18 protein-coding genes and 1 pseudogene are annotated in these 12343 nt (G+C 64.1%); 13 read left to right on the forward strand and 6 right to left on the reverse strand.

Annotated elements, in window-relative coordinates; all coding sequences use genetic code 11:
• The first annotated feature begins 524 nt into the window (after window positions 1–524).
• Window positions 525–791, forward strand: coding sequence for a hypothetical protein (locus ACQP0P_RS06215; RefSeq protein ID WP_433372114.1), 267 nt, complete (start codon window positions 525–527; stop codon window positions 789–791).
• Window positions 792–1110: 319 nt separating this feature from the next.
• Here the strand turns inward: ACQP0P_RS06215 and ACQP0P_RS06220 are convergent, their stop codons facing one another.
• Window positions 1111–1458 (reverse strand): Imm8 family immunity protein, encoded by a 348-nt coding sequence (locus ACQP0P_RS06220; RefSeq protein WP_433372117.1) that lies wholly within the window; start codon window positions 1456–1458, stop codon window positions 1111–1113.
• A 119-nt stretch (window positions 1459–1577) separates the two neighbouring features.
• Between ACQP0P_RS06220 and ACQP0P_RS06225 the strand changes: the two genes are divergently transcribed.
• The 6 genes from ACQP0P_RS06225 (at window position 1578) to ACQP0P_RS06250 (ending at window position 3714) form a co-directional block, all read left to right on the forward strand.
• Window positions 1578–1736 (forward strand): hypothetical protein, encoded by a 159-nt coding sequence (locus ACQP0P_RS06225; RefSeq protein ID WP_433372120.1) that lies wholly within the window; start codon window positions 1578–1580, stop codon window positions 1734–1736.
• Between the two features lie 28 nt (window positions 1737–1764).
• The gene (locus tag ACQP0P_RS06230; protein WP_433372123.1) at window positions 1765–2109 is read left to right on the forward strand and encodes a type II toxin-antitoxin system RelE/ParE family toxin; all 345 of its coding nucleotides are present in this window, start codon (window positions 1765–1767) and stop codon (window positions 2107–2109) included.
• 5 nt (window positions 2110–2114) lie between these two features.
• Window positions 2115–2414, forward strand: a complete 300-nt coding sequence (locus ACQP0P_RS06235) for a helix-turn-helix domain-containing protein (protein WP_433372126.1) — start codon at window positions 2115–2117, stop codon at window positions 2412–2414.
• 277 nt (window positions 2415–2691) lie between these two features.
• Window positions 2692–3027, forward strand: coding sequence for a hypothetical protein (locus ACQP0P_RS06240; protein ID WP_433372129.1), 336 nt, complete (start codon window positions 2692–2694; stop codon window positions 3025–3027).
• 39 nt (window positions 3028–3066) lie between these two features.
• A complete protein-coding gene (locus tag ACQP0P_RS06245) occupies window positions 3067–3387 on the forward strand; it encodes a DUF6188 family protein (RefSeq protein WP_433372132.1) in 321 nt (106 codons plus the stop codon).
• Between the two features lie 102 nt (window positions 3388–3489).
• Entirely contained in the window at window positions 3490–3714 is a 225-nt protein-coding gene (locus ACQP0P_RS06250; protein WP_433372135.1) for a hypothetical protein, read from the forward strand.
• Window positions 3715–3904: 190 nt separating this feature from the next.
• Here ACQP0P_RS06250 and ACQP0P_RS06255 read toward each other — a convergent pair whose 3' ends face one another.
• Window positions 3905–4405: a hypothetical protein gene (locus ACQP0P_RS06255; protein WP_433372138.1), complete on the reverse strand. Its 501-nt coding sequence runs from the start codon at window positions 4403–4405 to the stop codon at window positions 3905–3907.
• Window positions 4406–4808: 403 nt separating this feature from the next.
• Between ACQP0P_RS06255 and ACQP0P_RS06260 the strand changes: the two genes are divergently transcribed.
• From ACQP0P_RS06260 to ACQP0P_RS06270, 3 genes are all read left to right on the forward strand, one after another.
• Window positions 4809–5171, forward strand: coding sequence for a hypothetical protein (locus tag ACQP0P_RS06260; RefSeq protein WP_433372141.1), 363 nt, complete (start codon window positions 4809–4811; stop codon window positions 5169–5171).
• 189 nt (window positions 5172–5360) lie between these two features.
• The gene (locus ACQP0P_RS06265; protein ID WP_433372143.1) at window positions 5361–5903 is read left to right on the forward strand and encodes a hypothetical protein; all 543 of its coding nucleotides are present in this window, start codon (window positions 5361–5363) and stop codon (window positions 5901–5903) included.
• A 454-nt stretch (window positions 5904–6357) separates the two neighbouring features.
• Window positions 6358–6966, forward strand: coding sequence for a DUF6461 domain-containing protein (locus tag ACQP0P_RS06270; RefSeq protein ID WP_433372146.1), 609 nt, complete (start codon window positions 6358–6360; stop codon window positions 6964–6966).
• 403 nt (window positions 6967–7369) lie between these two features.
• Here ACQP0P_RS06270 and ACQP0P_RS06275 read toward each other — a convergent pair whose 3' ends face one another.
• Together ACQP0P_RS06275 and ACQP0P_RS06280 are read right to left on the reverse strand one after the other, a co-directional pair.
• Window positions 7370–7720 (reverse strand): leucine-rich repeat domain-containing protein, encoded by a 351-nt coding sequence (locus ACQP0P_RS06275; protein ID WP_433372149.1) that lies wholly within the window; start codon window positions 7718–7720, stop codon window positions 7370–7372.
• Between the two features lie 553 nt (window positions 7721–8273).
• Window positions 8274–8609, reverse strand: coding sequence for a YnfA family protein (locus ACQP0P_RS06280; protein WP_433372152.1), 336 nt, complete (start codon window positions 8607–8609; stop codon window positions 8274–8276).
• A gap of 113 nt (window positions 8610–8722) precedes the next feature.
• On the opposite strand from ACQP0P_RS06280, the gene ACQP0P_RS06285 reads away from it, so the two are divergent.
• The gene (locus tag ACQP0P_RS06285) at window positions 8723–9376 is read left to right on the forward strand and encodes a PadR family transcriptional regulator (protein ID WP_433372155.1); all 654 of its coding nucleotides are present in this window, start codon (window positions 8723–8725) and stop codon (window positions 9374–9376) included.
• A gap of 152 nt (window positions 9377–9528) precedes the next feature.
• Window positions 9529–10200: a class I SAM-dependent methyltransferase gene (locus ACQP0P_RS06290; RefSeq protein ID WP_433372158.1), complete on the forward strand. Its 672-nt coding sequence runs from the start codon at window positions 9529–9531 to the stop codon at window positions 10198–10200.
• 328 nt (window positions 10201–10528) lie between these two features.
• Here the strand turns inward: ACQP0P_RS06290 and ACQP0P_RS06295 are convergent, their stop codons facing one another.
• Both ACQP0P_RS06295 and ACQP0P_RS06300 read right to left on the reverse strand, forming a co-directional pair.
• Window positions 10529–11053 (reverse strand): AAA family ATPase, encoded by a 525-nt coding sequence (locus ACQP0P_RS06295; RefSeq protein ID WP_433372161.1) that lies wholly within the window; start codon window positions 11051–11053, stop codon window positions 10529–10531.
• 53 nt (window positions 11054–11106) lie between these two features.
• Window positions 11107–11253 (reverse strand): annotated as a pseudogene (locus ACQP0P_RS06300) (IS5/IS1182 family transposase); the annotation flags it as partial.
• Between the two features lie 487 nt (window positions 11254–11740).
• Between ACQP0P_RS06300 and ACQP0P_RS06305 the strand changes: the two are divergent.
• A complete protein-coding gene (locus ACQP0P_RS06305; protein ID WP_433372164.1) occupies window positions 11741–12091 on the forward strand; it encodes a hypothetical protein in 351 nt (116 codons plus the stop codon).
• Window positions 12092–12343 lie beyond the last annotated feature (252 nt).

The raw sequence follows: 12343 nt of genomic DNA on the forward strand, positions 1-12343 counted from the left end.
GCCTCTCCTTCACCGAGGCCTCCGTAAGTGTTCATACCGGGACATGACCTGGGCGAGGAGGAGGATCGGGCCGTCGTCAACCCGCTGTTGATGCTTGCCGCGGAGCCAGTTTCAGCTGGTCAGATGGCATGCCAAAGGGAATTCAGAAGATCGTTTTCGTGTGGTGTGCCCACGGTATGCCCATGAAGATCGAAAGCTTAAGCAGTGATCAAGGGATCGCCTGGCCAGGCTGGACGAGAGAGTGGAGCGGGTGACGGGAATCGAACCCGCGCTGTCAGCTTGGGAAGTGCATCGAGTACGGCAGGTGGGGCGGCTGAGCTGGATGTTCGGCCGGTCGTGAGTGACCGTGGTTGACCCCTCGTCACCCTGGTTAATGGCCCGCTAATGGCCCGAGGATCAGCCTGTGAACTGGTCTTCCTCTGGCGGTGTGATCTGCCCCTCCCCGAGGTCTGCCTGGCTTGTCCAGGGCCGACGGCAGGCAGGGTGATCAGCCCCTACTTCAGCCACTACGCTACGATCCTCAGATGCCTGACTTCGTGCTCCCCTTTATCTTCATCGGGCTCTTCGTCACGCTTTTTGTTTGCCTCTTCATATTTTTTATAGTGTTGATGGTCAAAGGTATTCGACAACGCCGTGTACTTAAATACACAGATCCAATGAGAGCCATGGACATTATTGGTCGGGTGCGCCAGCTCAAGGTTCGAGGCAATGAAGAGGAAGCTGTGCTTCTCGTTCAAAGTGAGCTTGCGATGCCTGCTGACGAAGCTCGGTCATGGGTGAAGTCCATCTGAGCCGTAAGTCACAGCCGCCGCACGACGGACTCCTTGTGGTGGCACCGCACCACCAGTTTGGAAGATCTCGGCACGCGGCTCTCCGATCTGCTGCTTCCCAGGTCGGCGGCGGTCTCGCTGTGTCCGTGATTCCCCCTTGTTCACCCTCCTGACGGGCACGCAACGGGCACGGCATGACGCCCAACCCAAACCGCATTGGCAGCTCGGGAGGCCATCGTTCAGGGCAGTCCCACCTGGACCAACGCCCCCTCCCTGGTCTTCCTGGAACGCACCGGTACGGCGGTGAACCGCAACCCAAACTGCAACCCGGATCAGAGCGTCAGTCCTCGTAGTCCTCGAACTCCCACAACCCGATCCGACCGATCTTCTCAGCGAGTTCGCCCCATGTCGGGGCCTCCAGTACGGCGATACGGTCGCTCAACCAGCACGTCACCTCGGCGGGACACAGCTCGCGAACGAAGAGGTAGTGCCGGCCGATGAGGAAGTGGTGCTGGCGCAACTGTTCGGCAAGGGCGGATGGAGTGCACACGGTGATCTGGAACTGCTCGTCACCCGGCTCGTTCTGCGGACCGACGTACATCTCCAGGAGTTCGCACGCGTTGGTGGGATCGTCGATGCCACGGTGTTCAAGATCCAGCCAGCGGAAGAGGGGCACGCGTGCTCTCATCACCCAATGATCGCGCAGCCGGCAACGCGGAGGAGAGCTGTCAGTTTGGGAATCGGCTGCTGGTGTTGGTGGGCTGAGTTGGGAAAACAGATGTGCAGGTAGGCGGGATGCGGTTCCCCATGAGTGACCAGGGTTCCCCGCCCGTTCTGGCACGGATCTGGCACGTGATCAACGTTGCGGGGGAAGCCGGACGACTGCCCTCGGGGCAGAGCGTGCTCATGGGCCTCCCGCTGCGGGCCTTTCTCGGCAGGAAGAGCAGGAGCGTTTTCAGGACGTGATACTTGCCGTCGCTATAACGTCCGTGTTATGAACTGGGGAGAGGTGGAACTGGAGCCAGAGGTCGATGAGTGGTTCGACACGCTTGATCAGGAGGGGCAGGAGACAGCGGCGTTCTACGTCGACCTGCTGGCCGAGCGTGGTGTCCTGCTGGATGAGCCCCACACTCGTCAGCTCCGCGGCAAGTTACGTGAGCTGCGTTTCCACCTCGACCGGGAGGCGGTACGGATCACTTACTGGATCGCACCAGGTCGGCGGATCATCATGCTGACGGTGTTCCGCAAGCAGCGGATGCGCGAGTCCGCTGAGATCGAGCGGGCGTGGCGGGCCATGCAGCGGTGTATCGCCGAGGCTCACACGGCAGACGAGGAGTGAGCGGTATGGGTGAGCGCAAGAGCTGGGGTGCCAAGCGGGCTGAGATCATGAGCCGTCCGGGGGCCGGAGCGGCGTATGAGGCGGCCAGGGTCCGGTTTGAGCTAGGGGAGGCGGTACGGCTGCGCCGTGAGCAGCTCGGTCTGACCCAGAGCGAGTTGGCTGAGCGGACAGGCTTGAAGCAGCCGGCGGTGGCACGGTTCGAGGCGGGCGGGACGATGCCGACCATCCCGATGCTGGAGCGGCTCGCGGAGGCTCTGGAGATGCGGCTGAGCGTTCAGTTCCAACCCCTGCGCGAGGCGAGCTGATCTTCCGATGTGTTTCCGGAGCCGCAGATCACCGAAGTGGGAGCAGTCGAGCCGAACGACACTGAAAACAGGGCCCAGATCGGGTCGTCCCTGTGCTGGGCCTTCGATCTTGGAGGGGGTGACGGGAATCGAACCCGCGCTGTCAGCCTGGGAAGTGTGTGGATCACGGCTTGCAGGGACGCTGAGCTGGGCGTTCGGCCGGTCGTGAGTGACCGTGGTCGACCCTTCGTCACCCTGTCTAATGGCACGCTAATGGCACGAGCGACAGGGTGATCTGGTGAAGCTGAACGAGAAGGTCGCGGCGGGGATCGCGGAGGAGTACCTGGACCGGTGGCGACGTGTCGCGCGCTACGACGAGCTTGCCGTGATGGAAGAGAACGGTGACAAGGACTGGGAGAACGTCACCGGCGAGGATGGCCAGGAGTACAAACTCCTCGCCTACGTGCTTCCGCACGGCGACGAGGCGCTTCGGATGGTGATCTCGGTAAACCACCGGAGGAGGGATCATGCGGCTGCTGACCCGCTGATCCGGGAAGCGGTCATGCGCTCAGACGGCATTGTGAACACACCGGCAGATCTGGCTGAGCTGGAGGACCGTTGGCTTCTGCCCTAGCGGGGGATGCAGGTGGTTCAAGTCCGGGTGAGTTATCGGTTGACGTTGCTCCTCGACGGTGACGTTCAGGTGAACATCGAGTGCACGGTGACGCTCACCAGCGGCCCACTGAGCGCTCCCAACGCGGAGCCGGTCCAGCTGGCCCCTGAACGTCAGGAGGTGGCACCGGCCCTGGCTCTCTTCGGCGCGACAATCGTGTCGTCGGTTGCCTTCAAGTCTGGTGCGCTGCGGTTGGTCTTCGACACCGGGACGCACCTGAACGTGAAACCCGACTCCCAATTCGAGGCGTGGAGCACCTGCGGTCCTGACGATTTACGCTTCGCCTGCCTGCCGGGCGGTGGACTTTCGATTTTTCGATGATCGGAGGAGCCATCTTGGAAGATCTCGGCACGCAACCCTCCGAGCTGCTGCGGGCCAGGTAAGGGTCGGTTTCGGAACACTTCATAGACCAAGACATTCCCATTGATAGGTGTCTACGTCGAGGAGATCGACCCGTGTTCCTGCTATATCGGCCGCGCCCGTGGGGTCACCAGGAAAAAGAACTTGCGGCTCCAGGAAATCAGCCCCCGAGCAACCTGGGGAAACACCTGCTTCAAGAACCGAACGGTCGATATCGCTAGGCTTGATGTCGGCGGCGGCTACCTTGACGCCTTGCACGCGGTCGGCGGAGATCCGCCGGAACTCTGATGCTAGATATGCGGATTAAGAGATCGACTTTGCATTGTTCTGGACAGTTCAATGCAGGTCAGCGGACATGTGCGGTCCGTCCTGAACGATTCTGAACAACCCTGTACTGCAACGGGCAGTGCAACTGGACAACACTCATCACCCCTGTGTCACCAGCTTGGGCATGAGTGGCTCGGTACGGAACGCTGAGTCATGCTTCCGGGACTTCTCTTGGTAGAGCAGGCCCCCAGAACTGAAGCTTGTAGATACCAACCATATGAACAAAAGTGGGGTACTCAATCTTCGGAACGCTCTGCGGCTCTCTCTGCAGCACGCGAACGCGCCATGTGGCGCCTGGTCGTCCAAGGTCAAATGCCTCGAATTCGTCTTCCTGGGGATGGTGGTGACTGAGCTGTATCCGCCCTGTCCGCAGGTAGATCTCGCCCGACCAGGAGTATTTCCATTCGGGCTCGGCCTGAGGTGGTTCCTCGCTCCACAACTCGTATCGAACGTACGCGATTTTGTCGTGGTCGTTAAAAATCACAGCGTTGGGACCGATTTGGAACCATCCGTGCGATACTCTCGGCCACCCCTGATCCCAAACTGCTAGCTCATCTCCAATGAGTGCCCCCTGGTCGGTCACCATCCATCCGCCGCCCTCCCACTGTCTCGGATGTATCTCCTGTACTAGGTCTGCGAGTAACTCGGCCACGAATGCTCCCTTTTCATGCCCCAACCGCCGGAGGGCGTTCCTGTTTGTTGAACTGGTGATGATCTAAGCAGAGCAGGACGACAGTTTCCCAACCATGTGGCTGCCTCCCGAATCGCATTGCTGGGCACTGGTACTGCTGATGGCTTCCGATAGTCTGCGGTGGGTGAAGTGGCCGGCCTCCGGCATCTGGGCATCGATCTAGAAGATCATGGAGCGCAGGGGCTATTCCAGTATGCGAGATGACGAGTAGGATACGGATTAAAAGTGGACGGCCCTTATTGGCATTCACAATGCTCTGACCTGGCGTTTCGGATGCTGTCTCCCTCTTGCCTGGGGAAGGAAATCCGTGCATGGTCCGGATCTTGATGCCGCTTCCGAAGAGGGGGCTGGGAGACTGTGCGACATGAGCAAGATCGAGCGGCCGCTCGTACGTGAGCTGTTCCCCGATCTCGTCGCGGATCTCATCGCGTGTCTGAGAGAAGAAGGGGAGGAAGATCTTGCCGTCTCCACCTGGGACATTCGATTCTACGGGGAGTGCGGATGCGGTGATGACTTCTGCCAGAGTTTCTATACGGCCGAGCGGCCGGACGGAGCGTACGGTCCCGGGCACAGATGCGTGCCACTGCTTCCGCCGAGAGGTGATCTGATCCTTGACGTCGTTGAGGAACGGATCATGTACGTGGAGGTCCTGCACTATCCGAAGCTGCCACGTCCGGTGAGTTGGAGCCATCAGCTTGGGAATCATCCACTGACCTTGCTGCCCTGAGCTGGGAAAGCAGGGGGGCAGGTCAGGGCGGACCGAGTCCCCGTGAGCCCCCGTGAGTGACCGTGGTTCCCCGCCTGTTCTGGCACGCATCTGGCACGGAAGCCGCTCAGTACCCATCGCTCGCGGGCAGCCCGGTTGCACTGCCCCGATAACCGAAATTGTCGCTGACGGACTCTATGCTTCCCGCCCATGAGCAGAGACGAGGCCCCTGTCGTGCACACCCAGCGGATGGAGGTGAAGGTGGAGGACTGCAGTTCGGTCTATCTCCTGGATCGGGAGGACTACGGGGCCGACGCTGGGTTGGATGACTCCCCGACTCACTCCATTGGGCTCATCGAAGTGGAGGGGAGAGGCATCGCCTGCCTGAATATCGCCACTCAGTGGGGGGTGGTGGACTTCACGGTGGCTGTCGCCGATCGGGATCCGGGTACCCACTTTGACGGCTACGAAGACATCGTGGAGATCAGTTTTGAATCTTCGTCGGGCGAGCTCCTCCTGGCGGGATGGCAGATGGATTGGGACGATGAAAAGGCGCACAGCCTTCCTCCGTTGCCTGCTGGTCCCGGAACATACCGCTTGCGGTATCACACCCAAGGGGATATGGAGAGCTGGTCCATAGATGGCTACTACCTTCAGATATGGCCCGCGCCGCAGCATGACCCCGCCGTGCTGAAAACTACGAGTCAATTCCTCCAGTACTTACTGAACCCCAAAGCTTGGAAATCGCAATGATCACGGACTTTGGGCCCTGGGCTCCTGGTTAACGGCAACTTCGGACCAGCCGTGAGTGCCCGTGGTTGACCCCTCGTCACCCTGGTTAATGGCCTGAGGATGAGCGGTCTCCGACTCCGAGAGCCGAGGCCGGTGAAATGCCATGGGCGCACATAGGAGAGAGATTGAACGCCCGGCCTACAGTTTACAAGATCTCGGTACGCGGCTCCCTGAACTGCTGCTGTGCAGGTGAGAGGCGGTCTTGCCCTGTCCGTGAGCCCCCGTGATTCCCCCTTGTTCCCCGGCCTTACTGGCACGCGAGTGGCACGGCCTGAGAACCCCGTGCGGACGCACACGCCTCCCCCGCCGGAGGCACATGGTGTTCAAAACCGCAGGGGCCGGAGGGGCTCACGGATGTCGGAGGTGATCGTTACCGTGGCGACATACCTGAGGGGACGGATGAGGAGTGGTGTGGGTGGAGATCACATATGCCGATGTCGCCTGGCTCGCCAGGGGCTATGAGTTGGGTGATCAGTGGTGTCTGGCTTTCGCGCGAGGGCTCGCCGAGGCCGAAGCGCTTCGGCGCATGGGTGCCAGTGAGAGGAGTATCCGGCTGCTCACCTGTGAGGAACTGATAGATGAGGGACTGTTCCCCGGCACGGTCCTAGCCGGGCGTCTAGAGGATTGGACGGTACTCATCGAGCCGCATGGCTGGCGGGCGTCGGAGCCCGGTGTTCTACGAGCGCTGTCGGCTGGGACGGAGGCTGTGATGGTCATGCGGCAGGACCACTCGGCCCATCTTTTTGGGTACGCCGTTGATGGGGAGATGGTGACCTCCTTCGACCCGATGATTCCCGCATGGCGGTATGGGAGCGACCCAGACCGCCTTGTGGACGCCATGCGGGCCGTGGGCTTCGATCCCGGATACGCGCCAGGAGACGGAGACGAGAACGAAGAGGAAATCTTCGATCATCCGACAGTGGACGGTGCTCTGCTGCTCGCGTTTCGTCTGACCGGCGTCATCCTGACTCAGGATGTCTTGAACAGGTCGCTGCTGGGCGGTGCTGTCGACTCGCGCGTCTGATGCGGCGGCGTGCCGATGGTCGGCGCGTTGATTGGTTACGGCGGGCGCGCGGTGCGGCTACGGCCCGGGGCGCCGCCGACCGGGACCGGCGCCCACGCCGCACGTCCGGACGGCGGGCGGCAGAGGGCCGGGTACGGCGGCGCGGCGCGCCGCCGCCTTGATAACCCATAAGAACAATTCGGCAAGCTACTCGCTACGTTCGGTTGTCGTGTCCTGGGAGATGTTTGACGGGTGCCGTTTTCGGCGATTCTGTCGTGCGTCGTTTGCGGGTGTCGCATGTCAGGAGGCCGGGATTGGCCCTGATCGATTTTTCTGTTGGAGCGGCGCTATCACGCGGCGATGCCCTGGCTAAGGCGCACAGGAAGTGTGGGACCGCAATCGGTTAGCGACCGTCGGGGCCGAACTAGTCGACATCGATGAGGTTCCTCAAGGACTCGGGTAGAGCGGTCAAATGGTTGCCATCCAGGTTGAGCCCGGTGAGGGCGGTGAGGTTCCCCAGCCACTCGGGCAGAACGGTCAACTGATTGCCGTACAGGTCGAGCGATTCGAGGGCGGTGAGGTTCCTCAAGGACTTGGGCAGAACGGTCAACTGATTGCCGCCCAGGTTAAGCCGTTCGAGGGCGGTGAGCTGGGCGAGTGACCCAGGCACCGTGCTCAGCCGGAGACGGGACAGGTCGAGGTGGGTCGATCCGTCCCCCAAGCACTCGGTGATCCGTGTGACGGCGATCGCCTGGCCTGCCTCGGAGTCCATCATGATCTTTCTTCTCCTTGTCGCTCGCGCGCCTGGGCTCGCCCCTGCGCCGTACCGGTCTCCGTCCCCTCCTCGGCCGCTTCGGGCACGAGGGTCGACGATGACGCTAGAGACCGGCACTGGAGAACGACTTGTAAGTCATGGGACGGCCCGGCCGCAGATGGCCGTCATTGAAGAGGACCGCCTTCCGTTGCGGCCGTCTCGCATGACCGCTCGGGGCTCGTCGCGCCGCCCCGGATGGAGGGCCACTCGGCGGAGAAAGAGCGTCCTAGGAGGCTGGTGTTTTTCGCGCGAAGTAATCTTGGTCCCTCCACCAAGCCGTCAAAAACGGTGAGGATCGGGAGCACACACTCCACTTGGAGGCCGAATCCGCCTCCGGAATGGACGCTCTGTGGGTGTGACGCTCCACCATGATCGCTAAGCGGCCGTTTAACACCAGCCTCCTAGGGCCGGCCGTACTCATCGAACGCGGCCGCCCGCGGGACCCCTCGTCACAATGAACACACGGGCGCGGCTTCCACCTCGATGATCAGCGCGGTTCATGTGGTGGCCGAGGTCAGTGGCCTCGCGGCGCGTACATGATCACGGCGACTCCGGCCAGGCAGATCAGCGCGCCGATGACGTCGAACCGGTCGGGCCGGTAGCCGTCCATCACCATGCCCCAGGCCAGGGAACCCGCCACGAACACCCCGCCGTACGCCGCCAGGATGCGGCCGAAGTGCGCGTCCTGCTGGAGCGTGGCGATGAAGCCGTACGCGCCGAGCGCCACCACGCCGGCGCCGATCCACGCCCAGCCGCGGCTCTCACGCGTGCCCTGCCACACCAGCCAGGCCCCACCGATCTCCAGGAGCGCGGCCAGAAAGAACAGGAGCACAGAACGCGCGACGGTCACGGAGGTGGACTCTACGCGGCCGTCCGCTCCGGCAATCACGTGGGCTCCGGCCCTTTGCCCGCTGATACTCGTCAGCGTATACTCGTATACGAGTATCAGGATGAGGTGGCGGTGTGGCCGAACGGCGCAAGGTGAACAACATGCTCGGCCTGGCCGTGCTCTCGACGGTCATCGAGAGGCCGATGCACCCCTACGAGATGGCCTCCCTGATGCGCGCCCGCGGCAAGGACCGGGACATGAGGATCAAATGGGGCTCGCTCTACACGGTCGTGGGCAACCTGGAGAAGCACGGATTCCTTGAGGTGACCGACAGCGTCCGCGACAGCGCGCACCCCGAGCGCACGATCTATCGCATCACCGACGCCGGGCGGGAGGAACTCGCGGACTGGATTCGCGACCTTCTTGCGGCACCCGACCGGGAGCAGCCGAAGTTCGAGGCCGCGCTCTCGGTGTGCGGAGTTCTCCCGCCCGACGAGGTGATGAGCCTGCTCCGGCGGCGGCTCGACCTGATGGAGGCAGAGGTCGCCGACCAGCGGGCTGCGTTGGCCGAATCGCGCCGCGAGATCCCCCGGCTGTTCCTCGTGGAGGCGGAGTACGACCTCGCCATCCGGGAGGCCGAGCTGGCCTGGACCCGGTCACTCCTCGACGAGCTCACCTCTGGGACGTTTCCCGACCTCGCGCTGTGGCGCGACTGGCACGAGACGGGCCGGAAGCCGTCCGAAATCGCGAAGCTCGCGGAAAGGGGGGCGGCACCGGCCGAATCGTAAGGCAGGACCCCGGCGGCGTGCGCCAACACGACCGCCGGGGAGACCTCGAACCGAAACCCGCGGAACGCAGTCCGGCCACGAGGTGGCAACCGTAAGGATAGCCGGGCTCCTTTCCCGGGCCGGTTCGGAAAGCATCCGAAACCGGAGGGAACATGGAGAAGACAAGCACCACTCGATCGCAGGCTCCAATGATGGAGGGAGCGACGGCGCGCTGGTACTCCCGCCAGCGCGGCTCGGCCCCCCAACTGGCGATCGTCCAGCACCATGCCGCACTGCTGACCGCGGGCCTGCCCCGCGGAGCCGCCGTGCTGGAGGTGGCCCCGGGGCCCGGCTACCTGGCCGTTGAGATGGCACGGCTCGGGTTCGCGGTGACCGGACTGGACATCAGCCACACGTTCGTGGAGATCGCGACCGAACACGCATGCCGCGCCGGCGTGCATGTCCAGATCGAGCTCGGCGACGCGGCCGACCTGCCCTTCGACGCCGACTCGTTCGACCTGGTCGTCTGCCAGGCAGCCTTCAAGAACTTCGGGCGGCCCGTCCGCGCGCTGGACGAGATGCACCGGGTCCTCCGCGGCGGCGGTACGGCGGTGATCCACGACATGAACAGAGGCGCGTCCCGCGCCGACATCGGCCAGGAGGTCGAGAGGATGGGGCTCAGCCCGCTGAACTCCATCCTGACCAGGGTGCCGCTGACGATGCTCAAACGCCGGGCCTACTCGCGCGCCCAGTTCGAGCGCCTCGCCGCCGAGACCGCCTTCCGCACCTGCGCCGTCCGGGCCGACGGCATCACCCTTGAGGTCCGACTGACAAAGCCCGCCTGATCCCTCGCGGGGGTCATTGGTGGAGGTCGCCGCGCCGGAAGCTCCGGTCCCCGCACCCGCCCACTCCGCTCTCGTGGGACGGCGGGCGTCTGGGTGATCGGATCGAGGGCCCTGGGGCGACCGTGCCGCACGGCACGGTCGCCCACCCGGGTGCGGCATCCGAGCTGTCGATCAGCCGACGTGGGCGACGATGGTCCGCACACGCGCCAGGGGCTCTGTACGTGTGGTGTCCACCTCCAGGTCACAGACCACTGGGCCCTGTCCGGCGGATCTTTACGGACTGGTGCGGGTACGCCCGGCGCGGCGGCGTTGTCGTGGGCCAAAACAGTCACGCGAACGACGGCCACCGGTCGGTGGCCCACTCCCGCCAGGTCGGCCACCCGGGAGGCGGGCCGTCGATCGTGCGCCCGTCGCGTTCCACCGTGTCGGGCTCTTCGAAGTGCGCCCGTCCGTGCAGGATGTCGGCCTCGGTCATCGGGAACGTCTCCTCCGGGGTGGTTGCCCAGCGATGGGCGATCCGGGCGCGTTGGGTCTCATCGTTTACTGGCAGGTAGACCATGCGGAAGTATGCGTCCTCGGCCTCCACCAGCCAGCGGATCGCGGACCGTTCATCCCGGGACCAACAGCCGTAGTCCACGACTACGTTGGTGCCGAGCCTCAACGCCTCCAGGGCGAGCCAGAGCATCCGTCCTTCCAGTACGTCGCGCTTCCCGTCCGCCTCCGATACACCGAACAGTGGGATCATCCAGTCGTCGGGCGTCAGGCGCAGCGCGCCGTGTTCCTTGGCGAGCTGCCGGGCGCGCGTGGTCTTGCCGGCCCCGGGCAGGCCGACCATCAGGAACAACGTGGTCACGCCCAGATCGTGTCAGGGCAGCCGGGCGGATGACCACCGCTTTATCTGCTTGATCACGACCTGAGCCACAGGCGGATTGAGGCCACGGTGACGGTGCCGTGGAAGACATAGGCGCGCTTGTCGTAGCGCGTGGCCACGGCGCGGGAGTGCTTGAGCCGGTTGATCGTGCGCTCGACCTCGTTCCGGCGCCTGTATTTCTCCTCCCTCCCTGTCAAACTAGACAGAGGTGACGAAAAGGTGCATGACTCTGTATCAAGGGCGGGGAAGGAGGCATCCCTTCGTGGGAGCATGACAGCCGGACCCCGAGATCCCTGACCCGCAGGTACATGAGCGGGCCACAGCCCGCCGGTACTCCGCGGCGTACAAGGCTTGGATCCTGCAGGAGTACGAGCAGCTCGACAAGGCCGGCAAGGGCGCGCTACCGCGCCGCGAGGGCCTGTACTCCTCGCTGGTCTCCAGTTGGAAGACCGCCTGAGACCATGGGGCGACCCAGGCACTGGCCCGGCCGGCCGGCCGTCCGAAGGCCGACCCGCGCGACAAGCAGATCGGCACGCTGGAGGGCGAGGTCGAACGGCTACGCGCCGAGCTCGGCAAGACCCGCCAGGTGATCGAGGTGCGGGGAAAGCTCTTCGTGCTGCTGGATCAGCTCGCCACCGGCAGCGAGACGCCGACGGCTCGGGGCGAGCGGTGACCGGGATCATCCAGGCCGCGCGGGCCGAGGCGGTCGAGGCACTCACCCCGTTGCCCGGCCGCCGTAAAGCGTGCACGGCGGCCGGAGTGCCACAGGCCGACTGGTACCGAAACAACCGCCGCGGCCCGGCTCCGGCCCGTCCCATCACCCCGCGCAAGCCGCACCCGGCCGCGCTGTCGACCGCCGGGCGTGACCACGTCCGAGCCGTGCTCAACGAGCGCTTCGCGGATGCGGCCCCCGCCACGGCGTACTTCACGCTGCCGGACGAGGGCACCTACCTGGCCTCAGAGTCCACGATGTACCGGATCCTGCGCGCCCATGATGAGGTCGGCCGTGATTGGTTATGACGGCTTGAGTTGTCCCCACCCGGTGGACCCACCTCGCCCCCCTGTTGATCATGGAAAGTCGATGTCGGCCTGAACTGGCCCCACCTGAGGTGTGGCCTTCAGCACCACGAGATGACCTTCTCCCTGCGCTTCGGCGCGAGGGCGTCGCCCGCCTCATACGGCGCTAGGATCCGCGCCCGCTGGGCGGGCGATGTTCTCGCCTGGCAGGGGTCCGGGGACGGCAGTCCCCGGGGCCACAGGCCGAACTGTCGT

Origin of the sequence: Streptosporangium sp. CA-115845, assembly GCF_050943795.1 — a bacterium.
Classification (GTDB): Bacteria; Actinomycetota; Actinomycetes; order Streptosporangiales; family Streptosporangiaceae; genus Streptosporangium.

What these genes read in the sequence shown, in the direction of transcription:
- ACQP0P_RS06215 (WP_433372114.1), top strand. Translation starts at nt 525, where the DNA reads ATGCCTGACTTCGTGCTCCCCTTTATCTTCATCGGGCTCTTCGTCACG.
- ACQP0P_RS06220 (WP_433372117.1), bottom strand. Translation starts at nt 1,458, where the DNA reads ATGAGAGCACGCGTGCCCCTCTTCCGCTGGCTGGATCTTGAACACCGT.
- ACQP0P_RS06225 (WP_433372120.1), top strand. Translation starts at nt 1,578, where the DNA reads ATGAGTGACCAGGGTTCCCCGCCCGTTCTGGCACGGATCTGGCACGTG.
- ACQP0P_RS06230 (WP_433372123.1), top strand. Translation starts at nt 1,765, where the DNA reads ATGAACTGGGGAGAGGTGGAACTGGAGCCAGAGGTCGATGAGTGGTTC.
- ACQP0P_RS06235 (WP_433372126.1), top strand. Translation starts at nt 2,115, where the DNA reads ATGGGTGAGCGCAAGAGCTGGGGTGCCAAGCGGGCTGAGATCATGAGC.
- ACQP0P_RS06260 (WP_433372141.1), top strand. Translation starts at nt 4,809, where the DNA reads ATGAGCAAGATCGAGCGGCCGCTCGTACGTGAGCTGTTCCCCGATCTC.
- ACQP0P_RS06265 (WP_433372143.1), top strand. Translation starts at nt 5,361, where the DNA reads ATGAGCAGAGACGAGGCCCCTGTCGTGCACACCCAGCGGATGGAGGTG.
- ACQP0P_RS06275 (WP_433372149.1), bottom strand. Translation starts at nt 7,720, where the DNA reads ATGATGGACTCCGAGGCAGGCCAGGCGATCGCCGTCACACGGATCACC.
- ACQP0P_RS06290 (WP_433372158.1), top strand. Translation starts at nt 9,529, where the DNA reads ATGGAGAAGACAAGCACCACTCGATCGCAGGCTCCAATGATGGAGGGA.